This is a genomic window from Ensifer sp. ZNC0028 (genome assembly GCF_000799055.1).
Taxonomy (GTDB): Bacteria; Pseudomonadota; Alphaproteobacteria; order Rhizobiales; family Rhizobiaceae; genus Ensifer.
In genome coordinates this window covers 1-25,853 of record NZ_JTLA01000004.1, presented here as the reverse complement: position 1 = coordinate 25,853, position 25,853 = coordinate 1, and the positions used below count along the sequence as shown (strand labels likewise).

General features: G+C 63.6%; 30 protein-coding genes. 8 read left to right on the top strand and 22 right to left on the bottom strand.

The annotated features are described in order from the left end of the window. Nucleotides 1-63: 63 nt before the first annotated feature. The 3 genes from L981_RS01050 to L981_RS01040 form a co-directional block, all read right to left on the bottom strand. Nucleotides 64-747 (bottom strand): YoaK family protein, encoded by a 684-nt coding sequence (locus L981_RS01050; protein ID WP_043610936.1) that lies wholly within the window; start codon nucleotides 745-747, stop codon nucleotides 64-66. A 96-nt stretch (nucleotides 748-843) separates the two neighbouring features. Then, a complete protein-coding gene (locus L981_RS01045; RefSeq protein ID WP_043610934.1) occupies nucleotides 844-1,884 on the bottom strand; it encodes a zinc-dependent alcohol dehydrogenase family protein in 1,041 nt (346 codons plus the stop codon). Beyond that, entirely contained in the window at nucleotides 1,881-2,414 is a 534-nt protein-coding gene (locus L981_RS01040) for a GNAT family N-acetyltransferase (RefSeq protein ID WP_043610933.1), read from the bottom strand. Before L981_RS01040 ends, L981_RS01045 begins: the two co-directional genes overlap by 4 nt. Before the next feature lie 151 nt (nucleotides 2,415-2,565). Between L981_RS01040 and L981_RS01035 the strand changes: the two genes are divergently transcribed. Beyond that, nucleotides 2,566-3,447, top strand: a complete 882-nt coding sequence (locus L981_RS01035; protein WP_043610932.1) for a branched-chain amino acid aminotransferase — start codon at nucleotides 2,566-2,568, stop codon at nucleotides 3,445-3,447. A 75-nt stretch (nucleotides 3,448-3,522) separates the two neighbouring features. Here L981_RS01035 and L981_RS01030 read toward each other — a convergent pair whose 3' ends face one another. The 4 genes from L981_RS01030 to L981_RS01015 form a co-directional block, all read right to left on the bottom strand. Then, on the bottom strand, nucleotides 3,523-4,038 hold the full coding sequence (locus tag L981_RS01030; RefSeq protein ID WP_043610930.1) for a hypothetical protein: 516 nt from the start codon (nucleotides 4,036-4,038) through the stop codon (nucleotides 3,523-3,525). Between the two features lie 184 nt (nucleotides 4,039-4,222). Further along, complete coding sequence (locus L981_RS01025; protein WP_043610927.1) at nucleotides 4,223-4,804, bottom strand: TetR/AcrR family transcriptional regulator; 582 nt, start codon at nucleotides 4,802-4,804, stop codon at nucleotides 4,223-4,225. Between the two features lie 148 nt (nucleotides 4,805-4,952). Continuing rightward, complete coding sequence (locus L981_RS01020; RefSeq protein WP_043610925.1) at nucleotides 4,953-5,294, bottom strand: hypothetical protein; 342 nt, start codon at nucleotides 5,292-5,294, stop codon at nucleotides 4,953-4,955. Between the two features lie 215 nt (nucleotides 5,295-5,509). Continuing rightward, the gene (locus L981_RS01015; RefSeq protein ID WP_043610975.1) at nucleotides 5,510-5,848 is read right to left on the bottom strand and encodes a hypothetical protein; all 339 of its coding nucleotides are present in this window, start codon (nucleotides 5,846-5,848) and stop codon (nucleotides 5,510-5,512) included. Nucleotides 5,849-6,066: 218 nt separating this feature from the next. Between L981_RS01015 and L981_RS01010 the strand changes: the two genes are divergently transcribed. Then, complete coding sequence (locus tag L981_RS01010; RefSeq protein WP_043610924.1) at nucleotides 6,067-6,669, top strand: superoxide dismutase; 603 nt, start codon at nucleotides 6,067-6,069, stop codon at nucleotides 6,667-6,669. Between the two features lie 80 nt (nucleotides 6,670-6,749). On the opposite strand, the gene L981_RS01005 is transcribed toward L981_RS01010, so the two are convergent. Continuing rightward, nucleotides 6,750-7,445, bottom strand: a complete 696-nt coding sequence (locus L981_RS01005) for a YafY family protein (RefSeq protein ID WP_043610923.1) — start codon at nucleotides 7,443-7,445, stop codon at nucleotides 6,750-6,752. Between the two features lie 131 nt (nucleotides 7,446-7,576). Here L981_RS01005 and L981_RS01000 point away from each other — a divergent pair, with 131 nt between their 5' ends. From L981_RS01000 to L981_RS00985, 4 genes are all read left to right on the top strand, one after another. Beyond that, on the top strand, nucleotides 7,577-8,212 hold the full coding sequence (locus tag L981_RS01000; RefSeq protein ID WP_043610921.1) for a LysE family translocator: 636 nt from the start codon (nucleotides 7,577-7,579) through the stop codon (nucleotides 8,210-8,212). Nucleotides 8,213-8,441: 229 nt separating this feature from the next. Continuing rightward, the gene (locus L981_RS00995) at nucleotides 8,442-8,888 is read left to right on the top strand and encodes a cytochrome c (RefSeq protein ID WP_043610920.1); all 447 of its coding nucleotides are present in this window, start codon (nucleotides 8,442-8,444) and stop codon (nucleotides 8,886-8,888) included. Nucleotides 8,889-8,993: 105 nt separating this feature from the next. Beyond that, a complete protein-coding gene (locus tag L981_RS00990; RefSeq protein WP_043610918.1) occupies nucleotides 8,994-9,908 on the top strand; it encodes a cytochrome c in 915 nt (304 codons plus the stop codon). A 59-nt stretch (nucleotides 9,909-9,967) separates the two neighbouring features. Next, nucleotides 9,968-10,642 (top strand): nitroreductase family protein, encoded by a 675-nt coding sequence (locus L981_RS00985; RefSeq protein ID WP_043610916.1) that lies wholly within the window; start codon nucleotides 9,968-9,970, stop codon nucleotides 10,640-10,642. 53 nt (nucleotides 10,643-10,695) lie between these two features. On the opposite strand, the gene L981_RS00980 is transcribed toward L981_RS00985, so the two are convergent. From L981_RS00980 to L981_RS00945, 8 genes are all read right to left on the bottom strand, one after another. Next, nucleotides 10,696-11,283, bottom strand: a complete 588-nt coding sequence (locus tag L981_RS00980) for a DJ-1/PfpI family protein (protein ID WP_043610914.1) — start codon at nucleotides 11,281-11,283, stop codon at nucleotides 10,696-10,698. 10 nt (nucleotides 11,284-11,293) lie between these two features. Then, complete coding sequence (locus L981_RS00975; protein ID WP_043610912.1) at nucleotides 11,294-11,797, bottom strand: GNAT family N-acetyltransferase; 504 nt, start codon at nucleotides 11,795-11,797, stop codon at nucleotides 11,294-11,296. A gap of 214 nt (nucleotides 11,798-12,011) precedes the next feature. Continuing rightward, nucleotides 12,012-12,425, bottom strand: coding sequence for a helix-turn-helix domain-containing protein (locus L981_RS00970; protein WP_043610910.1), 414 nt, complete (start codon nucleotides 12,423-12,425; stop codon nucleotides 12,012-12,014). Nucleotides 12,426-12,548: 123 nt separating this feature from the next. Continuing rightward, nucleotides 12,549-13,424 (bottom strand): alpha/beta fold hydrolase, encoded by an 876-nt coding sequence (locus L981_RS00965; RefSeq protein WP_043610908.1) that lies wholly within the window; start codon nucleotides 13,422-13,424, stop codon nucleotides 12,549-12,551. 226 nt (nucleotides 13,425-13,650) lie between these two features. Then, nucleotides 13,651-14,118 carry a hypothetical protein gene (locus L981_RS33150; RefSeq protein ID WP_052201516.1) on the bottom strand — a complete coding sequence of 156 codons (468 nt, stop codon included), beginning with the start codon at nucleotides 14,116-14,118 and terminating at the stop codon, nucleotides 13,651-13,653. A gap of 104 nt (nucleotides 14,119-14,222) precedes the next feature. Beyond that, on the bottom strand, nucleotides 14,223-16,556 hold the full coding sequence (locus L981_RS00955) for a glucose/quinate/shikimate family membrane-bound PQQ-dependent dehydrogenase (protein ID WP_371258811.1): 2,334 nt from the start codon (nucleotides 16,554-16,556) through the stop codon (nucleotides 14,223-14,225). A gap of 449 nt (nucleotides 16,557-17,005) precedes the next feature. After that, on the bottom strand, nucleotides 17,006-18,511 hold the full coding sequence (locus tag L981_RS00950) for a YdiU family protein (RefSeq protein ID WP_043610906.1): 1,506 nt from the start codon (nucleotides 18,509-18,511) through the stop codon (nucleotides 17,006-17,008). A 153-nt stretch (nucleotides 18,512-18,664) separates the two neighbouring features. Continuing rightward, complete coding sequence (locus L981_RS00945; RefSeq protein WP_043610904.1) at nucleotides 18,665-19,621, bottom strand: homocysteine S-methyltransferase family protein; 957 nt, start codon at nucleotides 19,619-19,621, stop codon at nucleotides 18,665-18,667. Between the two features lie 238 nt (nucleotides 19,622-19,859). Here L981_RS00945 and L981_RS00940 point away from each other — a divergent pair, with 238 nt between their 5' ends. Beyond that, nucleotides 19,860-20,474: a TetR/AcrR family transcriptional regulator gene (locus L981_RS00940; protein WP_043610901.1), complete on the top strand. Its 615-nt coding sequence runs from the start codon at nucleotides 19,860-19,862 to the stop codon at nucleotides 20,472-20,474. Between the two features lie 57 nt (nucleotides 20,475-20,531). Here the strand turns inward: L981_RS00940 and L981_RS00935 are convergent, their stop codons facing one another. The 5 genes from L981_RS00935 to gstA form a co-directional block, all read right to left on the bottom strand. Continuing rightward, nucleotides 20,532-21,050: a DUF1697 domain-containing protein gene (locus L981_RS00935; RefSeq protein ID WP_043610900.1), complete on the bottom strand. Its 519-nt coding sequence runs from the start codon at nucleotides 21,048-21,050 to the stop codon at nucleotides 20,532-20,534. A 70-nt stretch (nucleotides 21,051-21,120) separates the two neighbouring features. Further along, nucleotides 21,121-23,229: a S9 family peptidase gene (locus L981_RS00930; RefSeq protein ID WP_043610898.1), complete on the bottom strand. Its 2,109-nt coding sequence runs from the start codon at nucleotides 23,227-23,229 to the stop codon at nucleotides 21,121-21,123. A 146-nt stretch (nucleotides 23,230-23,375) separates the two neighbouring features. Next, nucleotides 23,376-23,588, bottom strand: coding sequence for a 4-oxalocrotonate tautomerase family protein (locus tag L981_RS00925; RefSeq protein ID WP_043610895.1), 213 nt, complete (start codon nucleotides 23,586-23,588; stop codon nucleotides 23,376-23,378). A gap of 9 nt (nucleotides 23,589-23,597) precedes the next feature. After that, nucleotides 23,598-23,993, bottom strand: a complete 396-nt coding sequence (locus L981_RS00920; RefSeq protein ID WP_043610893.1) for a nuclear transport factor 2 family protein — start codon at nucleotides 23,991-23,993, stop codon at nucleotides 23,598-23,600. Continuing rightward, entirely contained in the window at nucleotides 23,990-24,604 is a 615-nt protein-coding gene (gstA, locus tag L981_RS00915) for a glutathione transferase GstA (protein WP_043610892.1), read from the bottom strand. Before gstA ends, L981_RS00920 begins: the two co-directional genes overlap by 4 nt. 137 nt (nucleotides 24,605-24,741) lie before the next feature. Here gstA and L981_RS00910 point away from each other — a divergent pair, with 137 nt between their 5' ends. After that, entirely contained in the window at nucleotides 24,742-25,143 is a 402-nt protein-coding gene (locus tag L981_RS00910) for a helix-turn-helix domain-containing protein (protein ID WP_043610890.1), read from the top strand. 4 nt (nucleotides 25,144-25,147) lie between these two features. Here L981_RS00910 and L981_RS00905 read toward each other — a convergent pair. Continuing rightward, nucleotides 25,148-25,853: substrate binding domain-containing protein (locus tag L981_RS00905; RefSeq protein WP_043610888.1), on the bottom strand; the 706-nt coding region annotated here is incomplete at its 5' end.

Here is a 25,853-nt window from a genome sequence, read left to right as displayed (position 1 = left end):
AAACCCGTCCGGGCTTAAGGGCAAAAACTTGGCGAGAGGCGAAAAGCTGTGGCCGGAGCAGGATCAGCCCGGATGGGTGTAGCGCTTCGACCAGCGCGACGGCACGAGAATGGTGGCCAGCGTGAGCCCGGTGCTGAGCGCGAAGGAGGCCCAGAGCGACGCCGGGCCGAAGTGCCGCTGCAGCACGGCGCCGGCGACGGCGCCTGAGAACATGCCGAGCCAGGGCACGATCTGCATGAGCCATTGGCGGTTGGTGTTGCCGAGCAGCCAGCGTCCGAGGCCGCGCCCGAAACGGGAAAGGGCGCCGGTCACGTAGGTAAGCCCGATCGGCAGACCCTCGATGTGTTCGACGGCGGCGTTGACCAGGCCCATGGCAAGCACGATGCCGTAGAAATAGAAGTGGCGTGGCATCGAGATCCCGAAGCCGGCGCAGAGAATCAGCACCAGACTGACCATCGAGAGGACGCCGACGACGCCTAGGCGTGCGGCTGCGATCACGCCGAGCGCGTTGCCGAGGATGAACGCCCCGAGCGCGCCGACCAGCAGCAGGGCGCCGATAAAATCGCCGTCGCCGAGTGCGATCGCCGCCCGGGTCGTGTTGCCGCTCATGAACGAAACGAAGTCGCCGATGCTCAAGAGCCCGATCGCGTCGGTCATGCCGGCGAGAAACGAGATCGTCGCGGCGACGGCCAGCGCCGTGCCGGTGCGCTGTCGCTTGATCAGTCTTCGCCGTCTCGCAATGGTCATCTGCCTTGCCCCCGATTGGGCGCAAGGCTAGCGCATGCGGACGGTGAGTCGGAATGGGCGCGTGTCATATTGCCTGCCGACGTTTCCGGCCTGCTATCAGAAACGCGTGATGACGCTGATGCCGAGATCGGTGGCGCGGTCCATGGCGACGAGGGCAGGGATGGCCTCTTCGAGCGAGATTTCCCGGCCGATCAGTTGCTGCGGCCTGAGCTTGCCGTCGGCGATCATCGCCAGCATGGCGTCATAGCGCCAGGCCTGCATGCCGTGGCTGCCATAGATTTCGAGTTCGTGGCCGATTACCTGCGCCATCGGGATCTGTGGCGTCGCCTGGTCGCCGAGCATCAGCCCGACCTGGACGTGGCGGCCGCGCCGGCGCAGGTTCTTGATCGAGTTGAAGCAGGTTATGGGATTGCCGAGCGCGTCGATCGAGACATGGGCGCCGCCACCGGTGATGTCTTTCACTGCCGCTGCCACGTCCTCAACCTCGCGACCATTGATGACTGCGACCGCGCCGAGTTTCCTGGCGAAGGCGAGCTTGTCTTCGGCAATGTCGATCGCGATCGGCTGGGCGCCGAGGGCGGCCGCGATCATGATCGCCGAGAGGCCGACGCCACCGCAGCCATGCACCGCCACCCACTCGCCGCCCTTGACTTTCGCCTGGTCGGCGATGGCGCGGAAAGAGGTGGCGAAGCGGCAGCCGAGGCTCGCAGCCGTGGCGAAATCCATGCTTTCAGGCAGGTGCACGAGATTCTGGTCGGCAAAGTCGAGCGCCACATATTCGGCAAACGAGCCCCAATGGGTGAAGCCCGGCTGGAACTGCGCCTCGCAGACCTGCTGGTTGCCGGAACGGCATTCGCCGCAGCGGCCGCAGCCGGAAACGAAGGGCACGGTGACCCGGTCGCCGACCTTGTAGCGCATGACGCCGCGGCCGGCAGCGGTCACCACGCCCGCCAGTTCGTGGCCGGGCACATGCGGCAGGCGGATATCGGCATCATGGCCCATCCAGCCGTGCCAGTCCGACCGGCAAAGCCCTGTTGCCTCGACCTTGATGACGACACCGTTCTCCGTCGGTGTCGGATCCGGAAGGGTGCGGATTTCCGGCATCTTCTCGAAGGCGTCGTAATACATGGCTTTCATCGGGGCGCTCCTTGCAATGGCTGAATGGGTGCGGCGCGGCCGTCGATGTGGCGCGCCATCAGAAATTCGTCGACCTCCCGGTCGCCGTCGCGCATGCCGCCGGGAACGTGCCCGATCTTGTAGAAACCTGCGCGTTCATAAAAGCGGATCGCCGCCGGATTGTCGGCACGCACCACGAGCTCGAGCAGCCGGATGCCGGCCGAGCGTGCGTGGTCGGTCAATTGCTGGAGAAGCTGCTGCGCCACGCCGGATCCGCGTGCAGCGTTGCAGACATAGACCATGATGATCGTGCCCCGGTGCGCCAGCCGGCTCGCGCGCTCGCGCATCAGCCCCATGATGCCGACCGGTTCATCGCCGTCGAAGGCCACGAATACGGCGTTGGCGGTCAGCCGCGTCCGCCATTCTTCCGTTGAAAGCCGCTCCCAGTCGGCCGCCGTCGAGGCGAAGGCATCGGGGTCGCGGTTGAGCGCTTCCAGCCTGATGCGGCGGAAGATATCCACGTCGTCTGCGTCGAGATGCTTGATGCGCACGGCTTTCCCTTTCTTTGCCGAGGAGACTAAGCGAGAGGCCGTCGCGGTACCAGAACGGCCGCCATGACATTTTTTGATAGACCCATTCACCCCGATGCTGTTTTTTCGGGGTATGCGGAAAGACTAGAATAAAAACCTCAAGGAGACGCAGATGGCCGTCGATACATCCCCCCGCTCAGTGACCTGGACCTATGTCGATGGTGAATGGCTCTCGGGCAATCCGCCGCTGATCGGCCCGACCTCGCACGCGATGTGGCTGGGCTCGACGGTGTTCGACGGCGCCCGCGTCTTCGACGGTGTCGCCCCCGACCTCGACCTGCATTGCCAGCGCGTCAACCGCTCGGCGACCGCGCTTGGCCTGAAGCCGACGATGGCGGCGGAAGAGATCGAGGCGCTGACCTGGGAAGGCGCCAAGAAATTCGACGGCAAGACAGCACTTTACGTGAAGCCGATGTACTGGGCCGAGCATGGCGCAGCCGGCGTCGTCGCCATCGATCCGGATTCGACCCGTTTTGCGCTTTGCCTGTTCGAGGCGCCGATGGGCAACGGCCATGGCGGCTCGTCGCTGACGCTGTCGCCCTTCCGTCGGCCGACGCTGGAATCGATGCCGACCGACGCCAAGGCAGGTTGCCTCTATCCGAACAATGCGCGCATCCTGACCGAGGCCCGTTCGCGCGGCTTCGACAATGCGCTGGTGCGCGACATGCTCGGCAACATTGCCGAGACCGGCTCTTCCAACGTCTTCCTGGTCAAGGACGGCGTCGTCTTTACGCCGGCTGCCAACCGCACCTTCCTTGCCGGCATCACCCGCTTCCGCGTGATGACGCTGCTGCGCGAAGCCGGCTTCGAAGTGGTCGAGGCAACGCTGACGATGGCCGACTTCGAAGCGGCCGACGAGATCTTCACGTCCGGCAACTACTCCAAGGTTCTGCCGGTGACACGTCTTGAAAGCCGCGACCTGCAGGCAGGCCCGGTCGCCGCCAAGGCGCGCGATCTCTACATGGACTGGGCGCACGCGGCCCGCGACATCTGACGCAGCCGGGGCCTTCATCAGCGTGCGGCCGGGGGCGCTACGCCGGTGAAGGCGGCCAACCGTCCTTATCGGACATCAATGCGTGCGCGGAGCGCGCGCCGTGGCTGCGGCGCGCCTGTGGATCAGGTAGGCCTGCACGGAAAGACCGGACAGGAAAATCACCAGCCAGACAAGCAGTGTTGTTTGTACGATCGGCGATTCCGGCCCGCTGGCAAGCGGTTGCGAGGCGGGCAGGCGCTTCAGCGTTTCAGCGATCGCCGGTACGATCAGCAGGAAGTAGCTGAACGAGAGACCTAGCGTCGTGAGGTACGGCTTCAGGCGTCCGACGAAGGCGAGCCTGTCGACCGCCAGGCTTCCGGCGACCACTGCCAGCGTGACGAGTCCCAGCGCATGCCCCGCGTTGAACCCCCCGGTGCTTGAAAGCCCGGCAGAGGTCAGAACCGCAAGAATGAGCGTGGCGAGATAGATCTTGCCGGATCGGGTGGAAGGGACAATCGCGCCGTAGCGTCCAAAGCCGTAGAGGCCGGCAGCGACAGGGGCGAGACTGATTGCGGTATGGATGATGCCGAGCGTGGAAAGTGGACTTGCCATGAACTTGCTCCTTCAAATCTCGACCGACTAGTTGGTCGGCGCGGTTGTCAAAAGAAAACGCAATGGTCTCTTTGCCATCGCGTCCGTTGCCTCAATTTCTAACGCCGGCGGCTCAAGCCTGCCGTTCCCACGGGAACACCGTGCTGCCAATGCCCATTTTGTCGTCACGGCTTTTGATCCCCCGTCACGGCCCGACCACCAGACGATCCAGTGCCGGCCGGGCGATTGCGGAAAACACCGTCGGATCGGAGCCAGCAACGCGTGCGGCGAGCATCGCGCCGTGAACGGTGGCCATGAGGGTCTCGGCCTCGGCCTTCGGTCCATGCGCAGCCTTCAGGTGGCCGCTGGTCACTCCGTCTTCGATCGCCGCACCGAGCCATCCGGAAAGATCGGCAAAATGGCCGCGCACCTGCGCGACGACACTGTCGGGAAGGGCGGGGATCTCCGAGGCGAGAAGGGCGCCGATGCAGAAGGGCGTATGCTGCTTGGCGATACAGTCTTCCCAGTAGCCGACATAGGCTTCGAGCCGGGCGACCGGATCGCTGACGGCGGCAAACAGTCCCTCGACGTTGCGGCGATTGTTCTTGCGATAGCGGGCAAGCACGGCGGTTGCGAGGTCGGCCTTTGTCGGGAAGTGATGATGGATGGTTGCCTTGCCGAGGCCCAGTTCGGAGGAGATGTCGGCATAGCTGAACGCATTGTAGCCCCTCGACACCATGAGGCGCTCGGCTGCGTCCAGGATTCTCTCGTGGGTATCGCTTACCATGACCAAGATCTATCAACGGCGCTGTTGAAGCTCAAGCGACAAGCCATGTCCGCAAGGCGGCTGTGTCGCGGTCGTCGAAGGGGTCAGCCACATCCAGCCGGTCTGCCTGACCGGCTGGACGCCGATGGTCGCCGACGCGGCCGCTGGCCTATCGGCCCTGCAGGATCTTGATGAGGTTCACCGTTGGACCTTGGTTGCTCGTGAGCTGCCGGACGTCGGCATATTTGAGCCGGCCGGACGCCATGGCGTTAACGATGCGCTTGCATACGACAGCCTGAACCTTGCCCGGCGGGACGCTGATCAGCAAGGCGCCGTAGTCGCGATCGGCTTTCGACCACTTCTTGCTGACGCAATCCTTGTGCAGCGCCTTTTGCATGGCCGGGCTGCCCTGGACCGCGGTCTGCAGGCGGGCATATTCGTCCTGTGATGGTGCGCAGGCGGCAAGGGTCGTGAGGGCAACAACAAGTGAGGCGATGCGCAGGGACTTCATGACAATCTCCGGTTGGTGTTGTCCCGGTAATTGCATGTGTATCGATTCGCAACTCATTGTGGCCGACGGTGGCAGGTTGTGACGAGCTGGAGATCGCACCACGGACCGTCGCCGCTGCGACCGGCTTACGACGTCGAGTGCCCGCGCCTCGTGGCCCAGTCAGGCATAGCCGGCCGGGCCGCGATAGCTGTCGCCCGCGACCCTCGCTCATTGATCTACTGTGCCTTCGCCGGAACGGCAATGTTGACCGTATCGGGTGTCAGTTCGCCGCCGAGCTCCACCGTCTTCCTCTGCTTGTCGAAAACGCAGATCTGGGTCACGGCGGTGTCGGATCCCTTGGGCGTGCCGATCACCAGCGCCAGGCCGAAGCTTTCCGAGCCGAAGGGGTCGACGACCGCGCTTGCCTTTTCAAGCGACGCGGCGGCCGCCAGGCACTTTTCCGAGACCTCTGCCCGGAAACTTTCCCATGCATCGCCGGAGGAGGCGGCGGCCGTGGACGCAATGAACGTTGTGGCGGCGGCGAGGGCGAAGGCGGGGATGAGACGCTGCGGCATGGACTGTCCTTTATGCATGGTTGCAACGATCGCGAAGCTGCACGCGAACCGTGGCATGAATGTGCTCGAAAGTGTCATGCTTTCAAAATGATGTTGAAAGTATATTCCGTGGGTTGAGGAAAAATTGGCATTGCATCGGTTGCCTCCATGGGGGTCGGTGCCTATGTTCCCGCTCACGGATTTCCCGACGAAATTCCATGCCAAGAGGAGATGCCCACATGGCTTTCGAATTGCCGAACCTTCCCTATGACTACGATGCGCTGGCGCCCTACATGTCGCGCGAGACGCTCGAGTACCACCACGACAAGCATCACCTCGCTTACGTGACCAACGGCAACAAGCTTGCCGAAGAGGCCGGCCTTGCCGACCTGTCGCTCGAGGAGATCGTCAAGAAGTCCTACGGCACCAACCAGCCGCTGTTCAACAATGCCGGCCAGCACTACAACCACGTCCACTTCTGGAAGTGGATGAAGAAGGGCGGCGGCGGCACCAGCCTGCCGGCCAAGCTCGAAGCGGCCATCAAGTCCGACCTCGGCGGCTACGACAAGTTCCGCGCCGACTTCATCGCCGCCGGCACCGGCCAGTTCGGCTCGGGCTGGGCTTGGCTCTCGGTCAAGAACGGCAAGCTCGAAATCTCCAAGACCCCGAACGGCGAAAACCCGCTCGTTCACGGCGCCTCGCCGATCCTCGGCGTCGATGTCTGGGAACACTCCTACTACATCGACTACCGCAATGCCCGTCCGAAGTACCTCGAAGCCTTCGTCGACAGCCTGATCAACTGGGACTACGTGCTCGAAATGTACGAAGCGGCTTCCAAGTAAGCTGCCCGTCTTCGATGCATGACGTTTGGACCCGGCGCTTGCGCCGGGTCTTTTTGTGCTGAATGCGGGTGGGGCCAGGCTCAGGCAGCCGCGGGCGGTGTCTTCCAGCCGCTGACCCAGAGGTCCCTGAGACGGTCTCCTTCGCCCGGAAAATAGGCGTCCGCCGTCTGGCAATGCTCGACGCGGTCGGCGCGAAAGTTGCGGATCGCCTGGCGCAATTCGCACCAGCCGACGATGTTGGCGGTTTCCGAATAGTAGATCAGCGCGACCGGCCGGATCGTGCGTTCCGTGGCGCGGCCCATTTCGTCGCGATAGTCGAGCTCGAGCTTCTGCTCATCGCGGATCGCCCGACGCACCAGAGCGAGATCGATGCCGGCGGGCGAGGGGGCGATCGTTCCCCAGGCATGCAGCGCCTGCGAGCGGAAGGCCAATCTGAGCGGCTCGGGCACGGCGGCGGTTATCTTCTGGTTGACGCGACCGGCGGCCGCCTTCAGCTCCTCGTCGCCGGTTCGCGCCAGCAACGCCAGCGCCAGGGCGATCGCTTCCGTTTCCTCGATCGAAAACATCAGCGGCGGCAGGTCGAAGCCGGGCCGAAGGATGTAGCCGATGCCGCGGCCGCCCTCGATCGGCACGCGCATCGCCTGGAGTGCGGCGATGTCGCGGTAGATCGAGCGGACCGCCACCTCCAGCGTCTCGGCCATCTGCGCGCCCGTAACGGGCTTTCGCGCAAGCCTGAGGATCTGGATGATCTCGAAAAGCCGTGCCGCCTTGCGCATCGAAAACCGCTCCCGTCGTCAACGCTCCTGACACTACCTTGTCAGTTGCCAGAATTTATACCATCAGCCAACGAATTGAAAAAACAGCAATTCGTCTTGAGAAATCAAAACCAGGACGACGGACAACTGACATGACCTACGCGGAAAATCTCTGGCTCTTTTTCACCCTTCTCTTCGGCATCATCATCGTGCCGGGCATGGACATGGTTTTCGTCCTGGCCAACTCGCTGACGGGCGGCCGGGCCTCCGGCCTGTCGGCGACCGCCGGCATCATGGCGGGCGGCGTGCTGCATACGCTTTATGCAGCACTCGGCGTCAGCGTCATCCTGCATCTGGTGCCCGGCCTCTTCAACGTGCTGCTCGTCGCCGGTGCCGTCTACATCGCCTGGATCGGCTTTTCCCTGGTCAAAAGCTCGATCACCATCGGTGGCATCGAAGGCTCAGGCAAGCTCTCGCGCTGGGCAAGCTTCCGACAGGGCGCGCTGACGAGCCTGATGAACCCCAAGGCCTATCTCTTCATGCTGGCGGTCTATCCGCAGTTCCTCAAGCCGCAGTTCGGGCCGATCTGGTCGCAGGCCCTCGTCATGGCGGCGATGATCGCTGCGACGCAGCTCGCCGTCTATGGCGGTCTTGCCCTTGCTGCAGGCCGCGGTCGGGACTTTCTGGTCGGCAGCCCCGAGACGACCGTGTGGATCGGCCGGGCCGCCGGGGCCGTGCTCGTTCTGGTCGCCGCCTTCACCGTATGGCAGGGTTGGTCGGCGCGGTGATGCCGCCCCGGTTTCTGCAAGTATAAACATGAATATTAAAGTCATGTTATTGGCGCGCTCGTGGAGATCCCGGAATTGCGCCGATCGACGGAAATTCCTTTGTCCTAACAAGAGCATCAAATAAATGTTACTTCCGTCGAATACTCAAAATGACATCATGCCGGCGCATTGGGCATGAAGGCCAGGCAGGCAGATTCGCCGAATAGATTTCATTGACCGGGAGATCCTGATGAAAATACGCGCACTCATGTTGGCTGCCGCTCTCGCGGGCCTGGGTGTTACTGCCGTGACCGCAGCCGACGAGCCGCAGGTGGTTCGCCAGCAGGCGATGAAGAAGGTGGGTGCCGCGACCGGCGCCCTTGCCGGCATCGCCAAGGGCGAAAAGCCCTATGACGCCGAGGTGGTCAAAGCGTCGCTGACGACGATCAGCGAAACGATGAAGACCTTCCCGGACCATTTCCCGGCCGGCTCGGAAACGGGCCATGAGACCGAGGCAAGCCCGAAGATCTGGGAAAACATGGACGACTTCAAGGCCAAGGCCGCCAAGCTCGGCACGGATGCTGGAGCGGTGCTGGCACAGCTTCCGGCCGACCAGGCAGCCGTTGGCGCGGCCCTCGGCGGCATCGGCAAGGACTGCGGCAGCTGTCATGAGAGCTACCGCCTGAAGAAGAATTGATAGGCGACAACGTCCTATCCGGCTGAATGAGGAGGCACGCGACGTCCCGCCGCGTGCCTCCATTCGTATTGAGCACGCTGTTTTCGGCAGGGCATGAGGGGAACTATGGGTCGTCGGGCGAGAAAGCTGGTTTCGGGTCTTGTTGTGCTGGGCGTCGTCGGCGGTGCCGCCTTCTGGTGGCTGACGAAGCCGGCACCTTGGAGTGCCTCCCATTGGGAGGGCCTGGGCGAGCCGGATCTTGCCAATGGCGAACAGGTCTTCTGGGCCGGCGGCTGCGTCAGCTGTCATGCCAGCAAGGGTGCGGAAGGCGACGCGCGTCTGGTGCTTTCCGGTGGCGCACCGCTGAAGAGCCCGTTCGGCACCTTCCACGCGCCGAACATCTCGTCGGACGAAACCGCCGGCATCGGCGCCTGGACGCTGGCGGAGTTCGGCAACGCGATGACCCGCGGGGTGGGGCGCAACGGCGAGCATCTCTATCCGTCGTTTCCCTATGGTTCCTATGCGCGCATGACGGCCAAGGACGTCAACGACCTCTGGGGCTTCATGAAGACGCTGCCGAAGAGCACGGAGGTTGCGCCGCCGCACGAACTGCCATTCCCCTACAACATGCGGATCGCGTTGGGTGGTTGGAAGTTGCTGTTCCTGACCGACAAGCCACGCGCCGCGGTGGACGCGAACGACCCGAAGCTCGCCCGTGGGCAATACCTCGTCGAGGGGCCCGGCCATTGCGGCGAGTGCCACACGCCGAGGAATGCGCTCGGCGGTTTCGAGCCGGACCAGTGGCTCGCCGGCGCGCCGAACCCGGAAGGCGAGGGCCGTATCCCCGATATCACGCCCGGCTCCAAGAGCATTGGCAGCTGGAGCGCCTCGGATATCGCCTCCTATCTGGAGACGGGCTTCACGCCGGAGTTCGATTCCGTCGGTGGCTCCATGGTGGAAGTGCAGAAGAACATGGCGAAACTGACGCCAGCCGATCGCGAGGCGATCGCCGCCTATCTGAAGGTGGTACCGTCGCTCTAAGGCCTTGATCTGAGAGGCAAGGCGCGCTCAACTCCGCTTCGCAACGAGGAGGAGACTGAATGCGCCCACATGAAACCGCGCCCTACGACCAGTGGATCGAACGCAGCCCCGAGGAGATGGTGGCGCGCGCCGCGGACTTCTATGAGGAGGTCAACCGCCGCCGCACCACGCGCTACTTCAGCGATCGCCCGGTGCCGCGCGAGGTCATCGAAACCTGTCTGAAGGCGGCCGGCACGGCACCGAGCGGCGCCAACCATCAGCCCTGGCATTTCACCGTCATCGAGAGCGCCCGGATCAAGGCAGAGGTGCGCCACGCGGCGGAAGAGGAGGAGCGCATCTTCTATCGGGACAAGGCTCCGCAGGAGTGGCTCGATGCGCTGGCGCCGCTCGGCACCGACGAAGACAAACCCTTCCTTGAGACCGCTCCCTACCTGATCGTCGTCTTCTCGCAGAAGCGCGGCGGCCCCAATCCGGGCGACCTGAAGAAGAACTACTACATCAACGAAAGCGTCGGCATCGCCACCGGCATCCTGATCACGGCGCTGCATCACGCGGGCGTTGCGACACTCACCCATACGCCGGCGCCGATGAACTTCCTCAACGAGATCTGCGGCCGGCCGGACAGTGAAAAACCGTTCCTGATCCTGGTGGTGGGCTATCCCGCCCCGGATGCGACCGTACCGGTCGCCGGCAAGGTGAAGAAGCCGCTCGATCAGATCTCCAACTGGCTCTAGGCCTGTTTTCAAACAGAGGGGAGGCTGCTTTCCGCCCCGAAACGGAAAGCGGCTTACCCGATGCTGCCGCTGTCGTCGGGCCGATGCTCCCGCCCGTAAAGTGCGAGAAAGCCGTCGAGCTCGGGTGAGCCGAGGCCAAGGCCATGCAGGATCTCGCCGGTAAAGCTGATCGGCGCCGTGCCGGCGGCGGTGACGACATGGCCGCTACGCATCGCCTGCGGCTGATCGCGATAGTGCGAAGCACCATGATAGCCGGTCAGCGCCGCAAGGCCTTCGGCGCTGTTGCCGGTGTGCTCGATGCGGTCGAGAAGGCCGCATGTCGCAAGAGCATGGACGCCGCCGCAAATGGCTGCGACCACACGCTTGTTGCGATCGAAGGCGCGGATCGTCGAGGAGAGATCGGGCGCCTCGTTCGTGTCCCAGATGGCGCCGCCGCAGATCACCAGCCCGTCGAAGCCGGCCGGATCGAGGGCATCGACCGAGAGATGCGCCGAAACGTCGAGGCCACCCATGGAGGTGACGCGCGCGCCATCGACGGTGGCAACCTCGATATCGACGCCGAGATGGGTGCGTGCCGCCGCCATCAACAGCGCACATTCCCAATCGGCGAAACCCTCGCACAGGACGATTGCAAGACGCATCGGCAGCTCCTCAGCCAAGCTTCTGCATATAGCGCATGCCGGTCACCGGGCGAGGGACGAAGCGTTCGGATTCGTAGAAATGGTGTGCCTGGAAGTTACCCGTGGCGGCGCTGACCGAAAGGAAGTCGCAGCCGGCCATCTTCGCCTGCTCGCGCGCCTTGGCAACCAGGTGGCGGCCGATGCCGGTGCCGCGGTTTTCCGGGCGAACGAAGAGGTGATGCAGTTCCATGCCGCGCGCGCCTTCGGCTGCCCGGTAGATCGGTACCAGGATCGCGTAGCCGATCAGCCGGTTGCCGGCCTCGGCGACGAGCGCCGTGATCCACGGCATGCGACCGAAGAGATCGCGCTCAAGCTGTTCCGGCGTGATCGGGGCGGCGTCGCCGTGATGGGCGGAAAGCTCCGCGATCATGTCGCGCAGCTCCGGCAGGTCGCGCTGCTTGGCTGAGCGGATCGTCACCATCGGCGGGCGTGTCGCCGGGGTCGCATGAAGGGTAGGGATGGCGGTCTGTAGCATGTCTCGGCTCCTCGAGTTTTCTCGCCATCAGGAGCCGGAAAAACAAAAGCCGCCTGATGGCGGCCTTGTTGAATATGATCAGCAGGCCGCTCCTATCGGAACAGCCAAAAATACACGCGGCAAATGGGTGCGTTCTTGATCATGGGCGCTAGATTGTTTGTTTTCGCACTTTTGTCAACGGGGATTTTTCAAGGCGGCTAATTAAGCTGCCGCCTCAGTGCTCGCTCTCGCACATCGAATGGTCGGCGAGCGCCCGGATCACGTAGCAGTCGCCGACGGTATGGTTGCCGTCGCAGGCGACGATGCGTTCCAGTTCCTGCTCCAGCTTCTTCAGCCGCGCGATCTTCTCGCGGACCGTCGTGAGGTGCTCGCTGGCGATGCGGTCGGCTTCGCCGCAGGGGCGCTCCGGATGTTGGCTGAGGGCGAGCAGATCCTTGATCGAATCGATCGACAGGCCGAGGTCGCGCGCATGGCGGATGAAGGCCAGCCGCTCAAGCTCGCTTTTCTCGTAGCGCCGCTGGTTGCCTTCGGAACGCTCCGGTGCCGCGATCAGCCCCATCTGCTCGTAATAGCGGATCGTCGGGATTTTGACGCCAGTGCGCCGGGAAAGATCGCCGATGGAATACATGTTCGCCTCAAACCTATAGCTTCTGGAGCATTAGATAGTTGGGCGCGATCAAGTGTCAATGGTTGGGAGGGGGAGGGGCCGGTCTCGACCCCTCCGAATGCTGGACACTGCGAGCCGGGTGGCCTAGCCGCGATGGTTTTCGAGGAACGAGAGCAGGGCTTCGTCGAAGAGATCGCTTTCTTCCAGCTGCGGCGTATGCCCGCTCTCCTCGAAGAGCCGCACCGTCAGGTCTCTGAAGTCCGCCCGGTATTCGTCCCAGCTGAAGGCAGGAGCGACGAGATAGTCTGAGCGGCCGAGCGCAAGCAGCACCGGCGCTGCGAGGCTGTTCAAACTCTTGCGGATATCGATGTCGCGAAAGACCTCGCCCCAGAGATGATCGAACACCGCATTGTTGATGGTCACATCGCGCCAAAGCGGTGCTGCGTCGAAATCCGGTTGATGCCAGCTTTTCGCGCCGAGCCGGATCAGCAGGGCTTTGAAGCGCGCCTCAGGCCGTGCGGCGATGTCGTCGCCAAGCTTGGCCATCTCCTTTTCGAAGATCGCCTTGCGCGCAGGCGACACGGTTTCTTCCCAGATCCGATCGGAGAGCGCCATGTGGCGGGCCGAATGGCTCGGGCCGGTGCCGACCATGATCACGTGGCTGACCTTCTCCGGATGCCGCTTGGCATATTCGAGCGCCATGTAGCCATGGCCGGAATGGCCGAGAATGGGGAAGCGCTCTAGACCCAGATGCGCGCGCATCCGCTCAATGTCGTCGAGCACCGTCTCGAAACCGATGTCGACGGCGGCATAGTCGGTCCGCGCCGGCGCGAAGCCGCGATGGTCGATGAAGACCAGCTGCAACCTCTCGCGAAGCGCTTGGGAGAAGGTGCGCGGGTAGTAGGTGGCGCTGCCGATGACGAGCAGCGGCATGCCGCTGCCTTCGATCCGATAGCTGAGGTCGAAGGGGCCGGCGCGAAGGCTGCCGGCTTCGGAAACAAATCCGTCTTTGGTGGTCATGAGGATGATCCTAGCGATGGCCGGTGAACGGTCATATCCATGTCAGGCGTTCAGGCGGCCGGAAAAAGCCATGCCAAAAACCGCCGAAAGGCGGCCGTGGCGTCGGTTGTTTTCTGCCGGTGAACGTCGCTAACGGATCAGGCGCATGGAACTTGGTCCTCTCTGGAGATCGCTGGATATCATCGATTGTCCGAACGAGACAAGCCGATCGGCACAAGCGGCCCAGTCAGAGGATGTCGCTACCGCCATTGGCGATATCGGCGGTCGCCGTGTCGCGCTGCTGCTCCACACCCATGGCGCGCTCGACGGCCTTGCGGATTTCTTCCTCGGCGGCCTGCCGCTGCTCAGGCGGCATCTCCTTGAGATCCGCTTCGGTCAGGCCCATTGCCTTGAGGACCTGTTCGCGGATTCTCTCGACGAGGCTCTTCTTCGCTTCGTTCAGAAACTCGTCGCCGACCGAACCGTCCGGAGCCGCCGGGCCTTCCTTGGCGGAAATCGAAGCCGTGCTCTCACCGTCCCGGGTCGCCGTCATCCACAGCGCGTTGGAAAGCGCGTTCGATGTCGAAGGCGGCGCGATCGTGGGTGCCTGGCGTGGGCGCGCATCACTGCCGCTCTCTTCGATCGGCGCGATGGTGCCCCCCTGCTGGCGGCGCTGGGAGAAGTAGTAGCTCGAGATGCTGTTATCGATCTTCATGGGAATCCCCCGGAATCTGTCGTCCGGGGGAAGCTGCTGTCGCGGGCTTGCGCGGAGCTTGCTTTTGCAACCCTCTAGCGAGAATTAGGGATATCTCGCGCGCCTCAGGGCAGGGTGTAGGCGATGATGTAGTCACCCGGCCTGGTGCCGACCGAGCCGTGGCCGCCGGCAACGATCAGCACATACTGCTTGTCGCCGACCGCATAGCTCATCGGTGTCGATTGGCCGCCGGCGGGGAGACGCGCCTCCCAGAGCTGGCGGCCGGTCGTCAGGTCATAGGCGCGCAGGTAATCATCGACCGCGGCACCCAGGAAGGCCACGCCGCCCTTGGTGATCATCGGCCCGCCGATGCCGGGAACGCCCACCTTGAACGGCAGCGGCAGTGGCGTCATGTCCTCGACCGTGCCGTTCTTGTGCTTGTAGGCGATCTTGCCGGTCCTGAGATCGGCGCCAGCGACGTAACCCCATGGCGGCGCCTGGCAGGGAATGCCGAGCGGCCCGAGGAACGGCCCCATGAACACGCCGTAAGGCGCGCCGTCGTTGCGGTTGAGGCCCTGTTCCGAGCCCTTTTCGTCCTGACCCTTTGGCGGCACCTGGTCGCGGGGCACGAGCCGCGAGGTGAAGGCGAGATAGGTCGGCATGCCGAACATCACCTGCCGTTCCGGATCGATCGCCACGGAGCCCCAGTTGAAGGTGCCGAAGTTGCCGGGATAGACGAGCGTGCCCTCGATTGACGGCGGCGTATAGCGGCCCTCGTATTTCAGCGATCGGAACGCGATACGGCAGGCGAGCTGGTCAAACAGCGTGACGCCCCACATGTCCTTTTCCTGCAGCGGCGCTGGCATGAAGGTGAGGCCGGAGACCGGCTGGGTCGGGGCGGTGAAGTCCTCCGGGATCGCGCCGCCCGGCGCCTGGACCTCTTCGACCGGGATAATCGGCTCGCCGCTCCTGCGGTCGAGCACGTAGATGTCGCCCTGTTTCGTCGGGCCGACCAGCGCCGGCACGACGGTGCCGTCTTCCTTGGTGATGTCGAGCAGCGCCGGCTGGGCCGGCACGTCCATGTCCCAGAGATCGTGATGCACGGTCTGGCGCACCCAGCGCACCGCGCCGGAATTGATGTCGAGCGCGACGATCGAGGACGAATACTTTTCGACGTGCTCGCTGCGGCCCATGCCGAGCTGATCGGGCACCTGGTTGCCCATGGGAACGTAGACGAGGCTAAGGCCCTCGTCATAACTCATCACCGACCAGCTGTTCGGCGAGTTGGTCGTGTAGGTTTGCCCCTCTGGAAGCGGTGTCGTCACGTCAGGATTGCCGCTGTCCCAGTTCCAGATCAGCGCACCCGTGTTGATGTCGAAAGCGCGGATGACGCCGGACTGTTCCTGGGTGGAATAATTGTCGTTGACCGCACCGCCGATGATGAGCTTGCCGCCGACGGCAACCGGCGGCGATGTCGAATAATAGTAGCCGGCCGGATTGTATTTCATCCCCGTTTCGAGATGCAGCACGCCGTTGTCGGCAAAGCTGGTGCAGACCGAGCCCGTCGCGGCATCGAGCGCAATCAGGCGCGCATCCGAAGTTGGGAGATACACGCGTTCGGCGCAGGGGCTGCCCGGGGTCGCAGCTGGGTCGGCCCAATAGGTGACGCCCCGGCAGGTCTGGTGCTGGCGGTCCGGGTTCATGCCGGAGTTGCTGTCATATTTCCACTTCTCTTCGCCGGTTGCCGCATCGAGCGCGATCGCCCAGTTGTGCGGCGTGCAGGCATAGAGCGTGTCTTTGATCTTGAGCGGCGTTACCTGATAGGTGGTTTCGCCCACGTCGTCGGGGCGTTTGACGTCGCCGGTCTGGTACTGCCAGGCGACCCTCAGCCCCGCGACATTGTCAGGCGTGATCTGATCGAGCGGCGAATAGCGCTGGCCGTAGGCGGTGCGCCCGTACTGGTGCCATTCGTCTGGCGGTACCGAGCCGCCGAGCGGCGGATTTTCCGCGACGACATCGCTTGGCAGGTCGCCGCGGATGTCGTGCGGGTCCTGCATGATCGCGTATCCGGCGACACCGACCGACACCAGCACCGCAAAGGCCAGCGGCCAGGCACTCACGGCATAACGCTCGCCTGTCGGGCTTTCGAAGCCGAGCGGCCGGCGCACGGCCGGTAACAGCAGCCAGAGCCCCAGAAGGACGATCACGCCGCCACGGGGCCCGAGCTGCCACCAGTCGAACCCGACCTCCGAGATCGCCCAGCCGAGCGAGCCCAGGATCATGAACGCATAAAGCCAGATCGCCGCCGACTTCCGCGTGAACAACAGCACTGCCGTCAGCAGGAAGCCGATACCGATTGCGAGGTAATAGGGGCTGCCGCCAAGGATCAGCAGCTTGGCGCCGCCGCCGCCAAGCGCGAGGCCGATGAGAGCAAAGACGATGGCCGTCAGTACGAGCATGATGGGAACTCCCGCATCGAAGAACGGTGCCGTGGCACCTTTCCATTGCGGCGGTCCTCGCCGGACCGCGTGAGACAGGTGGGCTTTGAGGCGGCGGTCGCGCATGTCGCGGCCGCCCGGTCAGGCAAGGCGCAGAGCGCCTGTCCTTCTAGCACCTAACGCGCCACCTCTGCCTTTCAATAGCCACATTCCGCAACGCGGAAATTTTCGCAGGTCCGCAATAAACTTGCGCTCAAGCGAGGGCCGGCCGAGCGTGAGCCACGCGCGTTGAACCGCTGCGGATAGCGCGTCGCCCGAGAGCGATCGGCCGAAGGTCATCGCGTAAAAACAGCGACATAGAGCGATTGGGTGAATCTGTCTGGCAGCGGATGCCCAGGGACTGCGGGAACACAGGCATGGGGGTGCCGCATTCCCGCACGGCGCCCCCGTATGGCGCCCCCACATGGCGCCTATGTGCCGCAGAAGGTGCGCTGGACTTCCTCTTGCGGGCTCGGCGGAGCCTGGTAGCGGGCAAACTGCGGCTGGTCGGCATAGGGGTTGGCGGTCACCTCGACCAGGGTCTCGAACAGCGAAAAGTCCGCATCCTCGGTCGCGGCAGCGATCGCCTCTTCGATCCGGTGGTTGCGCGGAATATAGGCCGGGTTGACCGCCCTCATGGCGGTCGCGCGTTCATCCGGCGTCGCCTGCTCGCGGCTGAGACGCTGACGCCAGTCCTGCAGCCACGGGCCGATTGCCTCGGCCGAGGCAAAGGTCGAGGTGAGCACGGCGTCGGCGGCCGGGTCGCTAGCGCTGTCGCACAGCCGCCGGAAGGTGAGGGTGAAATCCGCCTCTCCCTGATGCATCGCCGTCAGCAGCGCCTGCAACAGGTCAAGGTCTCCCTCTTCGCTCATGGCCAATCCGATCTTGCGCCGCATGCCGTCCAGCCAGTGGCGCTGGAAGATCGCGCCGTATTCGCCGAGCGCATCGTTGGCCAGTTCCACCGCCGTATCCTGGTTGTCGTCGAACAGCGGCACCAACGTTTCGGCCAGCCGCGCCAGATTCCATTGCCCGATCGCCGGCTGGCTCGCATAGGCGTAGCGACCGACCTGGTCGATCGAGGAAAACACCTTCTTCGGATCGTAGGCGTCGAGGAAGGCGCAGGGGCCGAAGTCGATCGTCTCGCCCGAGATCGTCATGTTGTCGGTGTTCATCACGCCATGGATGAAGCCGACATGCAGCCAGCGTGCGATCAGTTCCGCCTGGCGCGCGGTCACCGCTTTGTAGAAGGCCAGATAGGGTCGTTCAGCGTCCTTGACCTCGGGGTAGTGGCGATCGATCGCGTAGTCGGCAAGCACCTTCACCGATTCCATGTCGCCGCGCGCTGCGAAGAATTGGAAGGTGCCGACGCGCATATGGCTTGCCGCAACCCGCGTGACGATTGCGCCCGGCAGGATCTGCTCGCGGTAGACCGGTTGTCCGGTGACGACGGCGGCAAGCGCCCGTGTCGTCGGAATGCCGAGTGCGTACATCGCCTCGCTGACGATATACTCGCGCAACACGGGGCCAAGTGCCGCGCGCCCGTCGCCGCGCCGTGAGAAGGGCGTCTGGCCCGGTCCTTTGAGCTGGATGTCGCGCCGCTTTCCGTTGCGGTCGATCACCTCGCCAAGGAGGATCGCCCGGCCATCGCCGAGCTGCGGCACGAAGGTGCCGAACTGGTGGCCGGCATAGGCCATGGCAAGCGGATCGGCACCGGCGGGAAGTCGGTTGCCCGAAAAGATCTCGGCGCCCTCGCGTTCGAGCGTCGCCACGTCGAGACCGAGCTCCTCGGCCAATGGCTTGTTGAGCTTGATCAGCCAGGGCTCCGCCACCGGAGTGGGCGCGACGCGCGCGAAAAACTGCTGCGGCAGGCGCGCGTAGCTGTTGTCGAAGGCAAAGGCTTCGGCATTTCCGGTCGGCGACGGGGGAGCGTAATTCATGACGATGCGGTCAACGGCTCTTGCCGGGATGTCCGGCTGCCGTCCTTTCCGCCCAAGTCTACACGACCGCTATCGCTTTCGCGAGGGTGGCGACGAGAGGGCGCCCTCCCGCAATTGCTTGCGAGAGGGCCGGGGAGGGCGAGGCCTCGCGCCTCAGGCGCTGAGCGCCGTCGGTGGAAGGCAGGCCTCGCAGATTGCCGCGATGTGGCGATGGTCGGTGCCGCAGCAACCGCCAAGGATGCGCAGTCGTGGCAAATGGGTCGTCAGTGTCCGATAACGCTGGCCGAGGTCGAGGGGATCCCCGGCATCCAGGGTCTCGCTGTTGTCGAGCTCGGCATGGCTCATCCTGGAGGCGTTGGCGCGGATACCGGCAATGCGCTGCGCCCAGGCACTCCCCGTATCAAGGCTGGTCTCGAAATGATCGGGATGGGCGCAATTGACCATGTAGTAGTGGGGATAGCCGCCGGTTTCTGCATCCACCGTTTCGATCGCGGCCTGAAGGGTACGGCCGTCTGGGAGCTGGCCGTTGGTTTCCACCGTGAAGGCGATCGAGCAGGGCATGCCATGGCTTTGGGCCGCCCGGGCAATGCCGGTCGCCTCGTCGATGCTGGTCAGCGTATAGGCGCCGACGATATCGGCGTCGCTGGCGGCAAAGGCCGAGATCTGTGGCCCGTGATAATCCTCGGCCTCGTCCGCGCTCATGCGGCCCAGGCGATAGCCGTCTCCGCGCGGCCCGATGGCGCCGCTCAGCACGATCGGTGCTTGCGGACGTTCGTACTCGGTGCGCAGTTCCGCCAACATGTAGATGGCGTTCTGGTTGACCTCGGCGAGGGCCGAGGCGTCATAGCCGAGCTTCATGCCCCAGTCGGCGCTGGCGCGCCAGGTGGGCGTGTCGAGCACGAAGCCGGTGCCGTGCTGCTGGGCGATCGCGAGGTATCGCTTGTAGTAGTCGAGCAAGCGTCGCCGCCCGTCCGCCGTCGAAATGAGCACGAAAGCGGCGAAATGCGGGAGGGAGATGCCTTCATGAAAGATCAGCGTCGTTTCGATGCCGCCGTCACTCAGGAACAGTCCACCCTTCAAGAGCGGCAGGCTGCGTCTGTATTTGGCCATATCGGTCTCCACCGGTTCAGTCTTGGCTGAAGGGCCCGCGGATGCCTCCAACACCGCAGAGCCAAGTAAATTTCTGCCTTATGATCATCTTCTAAACTAGACGACTTGCGGTATACTATTGCTAATATACTGAATTACTGTCGTAAAATCAGTGACTTACTGTCCTGTTGCCGTCGCTGCGCTAGGGGCTGGCCGCCGAGTAATTGCTGGAAACCGTACCAATGGTAGGGAGCAGCTAATGCGAAAGGGTGAGGAAACGCGCGCCAGAATCCTCGACGTTGCCGAGGCGGCGGTGCTTGCCAAGGGGTTCGGCGCGACGTCGATCGACGAGTTGATCGCCGAAACCGGCATCACCAAGAGCGGATTCTTCTACCATTTTCGTGACAAGAACGAGCTCGCGCGGGCTCTGCTCGAGCGCTACATCGAGAACGACGAGCGCATCTACGACGAGATCTTCGGCCGCGCCCATCAACTGTCCGACGACCCGCTGCAGGCGTTTCTCCTGGGACTGAAGATGCTGTCGGAAATTCTCGCCGACCTGCCGAACGGCCATCCCGGCTGCCTGGTCGCTGTCATGTGCACGCAGGAGCGTGCTTTCGATCGCGAGATCCAGGAGATCAACCGGCAGGCGGCGCTGAAGTGGCGTCGGCGCTTTGGCACGATGTTCGAGGCGATCATGCAGGTCTACCGGCCACGCGAACCGCTTGACGTCGACCAGCTTGCCGACATGGTCTCGACCGTGGTTGAAGGCGGGATCATCCTGTCGAAGGCGCTGAAGCAGCCTGAAAGCCTGCCACAGCAACTGCTGGTGCTCCGCTCCTTTGTCCGGCTGCTGTTCCAGCCGGCGGCATGAGCACTTCCAGAAAAGTGTGAAGCGGTCTTCCGTTCGGAACGACGCCTTTGAGGAGCGTCAGCCTTCCATCTCAAGCGCCATCGCAGCAAGCTTGCGCACCGTATTGAGGTTGCGCGCCGTGCCGGACTTGGCCGCCGGCAGCTTGAACTTCGACCGGCCGGAGCCGTTCGGGAAGTGGATATAGATCTCAGTTCCGGCAACCTGGGCTTCTTCGCCATCGGGTGCCACAAGCTTGTCGAGCGCGTCTGATGGTGCCGGCTCGCGCAGGAAAACGACAAGCAGCAGATTGGGCTTGGCGTTCGGGAAGGGTGCCTGATCGGCGATCGCCTGCAATTGCGCGCCGCTCCTGCTCATTACGCCCGGCGCCTTACCGAGCTTTTCCTGAAGGGCGCTGTCCAGCATTGCGGCTGCTTCTGCCGCCGGCAGATCAGTGCGGAACAGCACGTTGCCGCTCTGAATGTAGGTCTTGACGTCGGCAAAGCCGAGCCCCTCGCAGATCGCCTTGAGGTCGGCCATTGGAAGTGATCCCGTACCGCCGACATTGACGGCACGCAGCAGGGCGACGTGGACGGACATGGCGGGACCTCCGGGATCAGGTGAGAAAGGGATGAGGAAACCGCAAACGCGTTTCCTCATCCCGATCCGATTAGATCTTGCCGGCGACCTTGATGGCGAAGGCGTATTCGAAGGCGATCTCCTCGAGCCGCTGGAAGCGTCCCGAAGCGCCGCCGTGGCCGGCATCCATGTTGGTCTTCAACAGGATTGGCGCGCTGCCGGTCGTCTTCTCGCGCAGCCGCGCGACCCACTTCGCCGGTTCCCAATAGGTGACGCGCGGATCGGTGAGGCCGCCGAGCGCCAGGATCGCCGGGTAGGACTTCGCCTCGACATTGTCGTAGGGCGAGTAGCCGGCGATGATGTCGTAGAACTCGCGGCTCTCGATTGGGTTGCCCCATTCCGGCCATTCCGGCGGGGTCAGCGGCAGGGTGTCGTCGAGCATCGTGTTGAGCACGTCGACGAAGGGGACGGCCGCGATAACGCCGGTGAACTTCTCCGGCGCCATGTTGGCGATCGCGCCCATCAGCATGCCGCCGGCCGAGCCGCCTTCTGCGACGATCTTCGCGTAGGACGTGAACTTCTGTTGATTCAGATAGTCAGCGGCAGCGATGAAATCCTTGAAGGTATTGGTCTTCTTGGCCATCTTGCCGTCTTCGTACCAGGCAAAGCCGCGATCCTTGCCGCCGCGGATATGGGCGATGGCATAGACGAAGCCGCGATCGGCCAGCGACAGGCAATTGGTGTTGAAACCGGCCGGAATGGTGATGCCATAGGCGCCGTAGCCATAGAGCAGGCAGGGCGCCGAACCGTCGAGCGGCGTGTCCTTGCGGTAAAGCAGCGTCACCGGCACTTCGGTGCCATCCCAGGAGGGGGCGAAGACGCGGCGGGTGACATAGTCGTCCGGGTTGTGGCCCGAAGGCACTTCCTGGGTCTTCAGGAGCGTGCGGGCGCGTGTCGCCATGTTGTAGTCGAAGAGCTGCGACGGCGTGGTCATCGAGGAATAGGAGAAGCGGATGACGTCGGTGTCGTATTCGGCAGCGCCCGAAAGGCCGAGCGAATAGGCCTCTTCGTCAAAGGCGATCGCATGTTCCTCGCCGGTCTTGCGGTCGCGGATGACGATCTCCGGCAGGCCTTCGCGGCGCTGCAGCCAGACGAGATGGCGGGCATAGGCCATGTGGCTGAGGACCAGCGTGCCCGGCTTGTGCGGCACCACCTCGCGCCAATTCTCCTTGGCCGGTGCGTCAACTGGCGCTTCGACGATCTTGAAGTCCTTGGCGCCACCGGCATTGGTGAGGATGTAGAAGACGTCGCCGCCTTCGGTCATTGCATATTCGAGGCCGGTAACGCGCTCGGCGACGAGCTTCGGCTCAGCCAGAAGATCCTTGGTCGAGAGCAGCCGGTACTCGCTGGTCTCGTGATCGTGGATGTCGATGTAGATGAAGTCGTCGAGCAGCGAGCCGCCGACCGACATGAAGAAGCCCGGATCGGTCTCCTCGAAAACCAGCCGGTCGTCAGCCTGGGCGGTGCCGAGGATATGATGGAAGATCTTCGACGGGCGGTGATTGTCGTCGAGCACCGTGTAGAAGAAGCTCTTGCCATCCGGCGCCCAGGCGCCGCCGCCACCGGTGTTCTCGATCACGTCGGCCAGGTCCTCGCCCGTTGCGAGGTCGCGCACCCGGAGCGTGAAATACTCCGAACCCTTGTCGTCATAGCCCCAGATGCCGAGGCTGTGGTCGGTCGAATGGTCGAGGCCGCCGAGGCGGAAATAGGCCTTGCCTTCCGCTTCCTTGTCGCCATCGAGCAGCAACTGCCGGATTGCCTCGTCCTTGTGGTCGCCGTCACGGGGAATGCGGAAGTAGCGCGGCTGTTCGCCGCCGGTGACATAGGCATGACCATAGGCGAACGGACCGTCCTTGACCGGGATCGAGCTGTCGTCCTCCTTGATGCGGCCGCGCATCTCGGAAAACAGCGTCTTCTGCAGCGCCTTCGTGTCGTCCATCGCCGCGTTCATGTAGGCGTTTTCGGCCTCCAGATGCTTGCGGATATCAGGATCGAGGATCGAGGGATCCTTGAACATCGCCTGCCAATTGTCCGCGCGCAGCCAGGCATAGTCGTCGGTGCGGGTAATGCCGTGGCGCGTGTCGCTGACCGGCTTCTTTGCGGCGACGGGAGCTTTGGGGAGGTTGCTGAATACGGACAAGATACGTCTCCGGGATCAATGCGGCGGGAGACAATGAGATAGAGACCATGTCGAAAGCGATCAAGCGCAATCGAGCTACGCGCGGATCACCGCGGCATCGGGTGGGCTGCTGCCCCTTCCATCGTGGTGGGAGGGGCAGCGTGTTGCTACGATTTTTCGCCGACCTTTCGCCGGTACGCATCAACCGGCAATCCACCGACGCCCCAGTCTTCGAGCGCCACTTCGTCGATGACAACGAAGGTGGTGGCCGGATCCTTGTTGAGCACGGTGTGAAGCAGATCGGTGACACCCTTGATCAGGGCTGCTTTCTGCTCGGCGGTTGCACCCTCGCGGGTGATCTTGATGTTTACGTAGGGCACAAGCTTCTCCTATTGCGCTGATGCGATGTCGTAGTGGAAGACCTTGGCGATGATCTGCCAGCGGCCGTCAAGAAAGACCAGGGACAAAAAGTCGGTGAAGGCCTTCTCGCCGATGGCGCATTGCACCTTGGCAAACGCGGTTACGGGGCCGGCGAATTCGATCGAAAGAATACGGTCGATGCGCGCTTCGCCTCGGCTTTCGGGCGAGGGACGTTTTTCGACGATCGGAAAGTACCTGTCCATGTCGAGTTCGAGCAGGGTTCCGTCCGTCGCGGTGGCATAGAGCGCCTTCGGGTGGAAGACCTGCCTGAGAATGTCGGTGTCGCTGCGATAGAGCCCGTCGAAGTAGCGTTGGAGGACGTCGATGACGGCTGTAAACTGCGGATCCTTCGGTGACGCACTCATGCCGCGACCAGGCCTTCGGCCTGCATTGCGGCGCGCACGGCAGGACGTGCGCCGATCCGTTGCATGTAGGCGGTGAGATGCGGCCATTGCGTGAGCGGGATCCCGGTGCCGCCGCTCCAGTTGACGACCGTGAAGAGATAGGCGTCGGCGACCGAGAAGGCCTCCCCGAGCAGGTAAAGGCGTCCGTCCGCAAGCAGGCTTTCGACATGGCTGAAGCGTTTCGCCACCTGCAGCGTGGCTGCCTCCTTTGCCTCGGCGGATGCGTTCGGGTTGAACAGCGGCGAGAAGGCCTTGTGCAGTTCCGATGCGATGAAGTTCAACTGTTCCTGCAGGCGGGTGCGCGCCAGCGTGCCGTTTTCAGGCGCAAGCTTAGCCGCCGGGAAGCGATCGGCGATGTACTGCACCACGGCAGCACCTTCGGTAACGACTTCGCCGCCTTCCAGCACCAGCGCCGGCACATAGCCCTTGGGGTTGACCGCCTTGTAATCCGCACCGGTCTCGGTGCGATGCGTCTTGGTATCGACCCGGACGATCTCGAAGTCGGCGCCGGCCTCGTGCAGGCTGATATGGGGGGAAAGCGAGCAGGCGCCGGGGGCGTAATAGAGCTTCATGATCTGGTTCCTTCTGAAATGATTGCCCGTTTGTCGAGGACGGCGGAACCTAAGCCGAAGCGATAACCTTTGTATATCAGATAACCTTATGTTACCTCCCTTTCCGGTTTCCCGGCGGTAACTGGAAAGTTTTGCCCATGAGCTTGAAAATTCGGAAAAATCGGGCTGCGGCCTTGCCGCCGAACTGCCCGGTCGGCGAGTGCATGGTGCTGCTCGGTGGCGCATGGACGCCGAACATTCTCTGGTCCTTGAGCGCCGGCCCGCGCCGTTTCAGCGAACTGAGGATCGACGTACCCGGTATTTCGGCAAAGGTGCTGAGCACGCGGTTGAAGGAGCTTGAGGAGAAGGGCGCTGTCGAGCGGCGGATCATGCCGACGTCGCCGCCTTCCGTGGAATACAGCCTCAGTGAGCTCGGCGCGGAGTTCATCCCGGCCATCCACGCCATCGTCGAGGTCGGCTATCGGCTGAAGCAGCGGCGAGGCGTCGAGGTCGTGCGCAAGGAAACGCCTGCCGCTCCGGTCCCGGCCACCGGTGGATAAAGACCTACCAGCGCCCCTTCAGGCTCTGCACCGCATGCTCGATGAACGCGCGCACCTTCGGCGTTTGCGCCTGGCGGTCGGCAAAACAGGCGTAGAAGTCGAAGGGCTCGTGGTCGGTGCTGGCCAATCCCTCCTGCGGCAGTTCGCCGAAGAGCGGCACCACCAGCCCGCGCTCGATCAAGGGCGCTGCGATGAAGGCGCCGAGCCGGGTGATGCCGGCGCCGGCGATCGCCATCTCGGCGAGCGTGTCGATATCGTTGCTGACGATCGTCGCCTTCAGCTCCGGCTCGAAGCGCAGGCCGTCGCGGGTAAACGCCCAGCGAAAGATCCGGCCATGCCCGGCATAGCGGTAGACGAGGCAATCGTGGTGCACGAGATCTTCAGGCCGCTGCGGGCGGCCGCGCCGCTCCAGATAAGTGGGGGCGGCACAAATGATCATCGGCACGGAGGCCAGCTTGCGGGCAATCAGCCCCTGTTCGAGCTGCAGGCCGAAGCGCACACTGATGTCGATGCCTTCGCCGATATGGTCGATCTCCCGGTCGGTGACGACGAGCTCGATCGAGACATCCGGGTACCTGGCGGCGAAGGAGGGAACGAGCGGCGCAACCACATGCCGGCCGAAGGCGACGGACGAGGCGATCTTCAGCGGCCCGCGCGGCTCGGCGCTGAGTGCCGATACGGCGGCGGCGGCAAGCTCCAGCTCATGTACG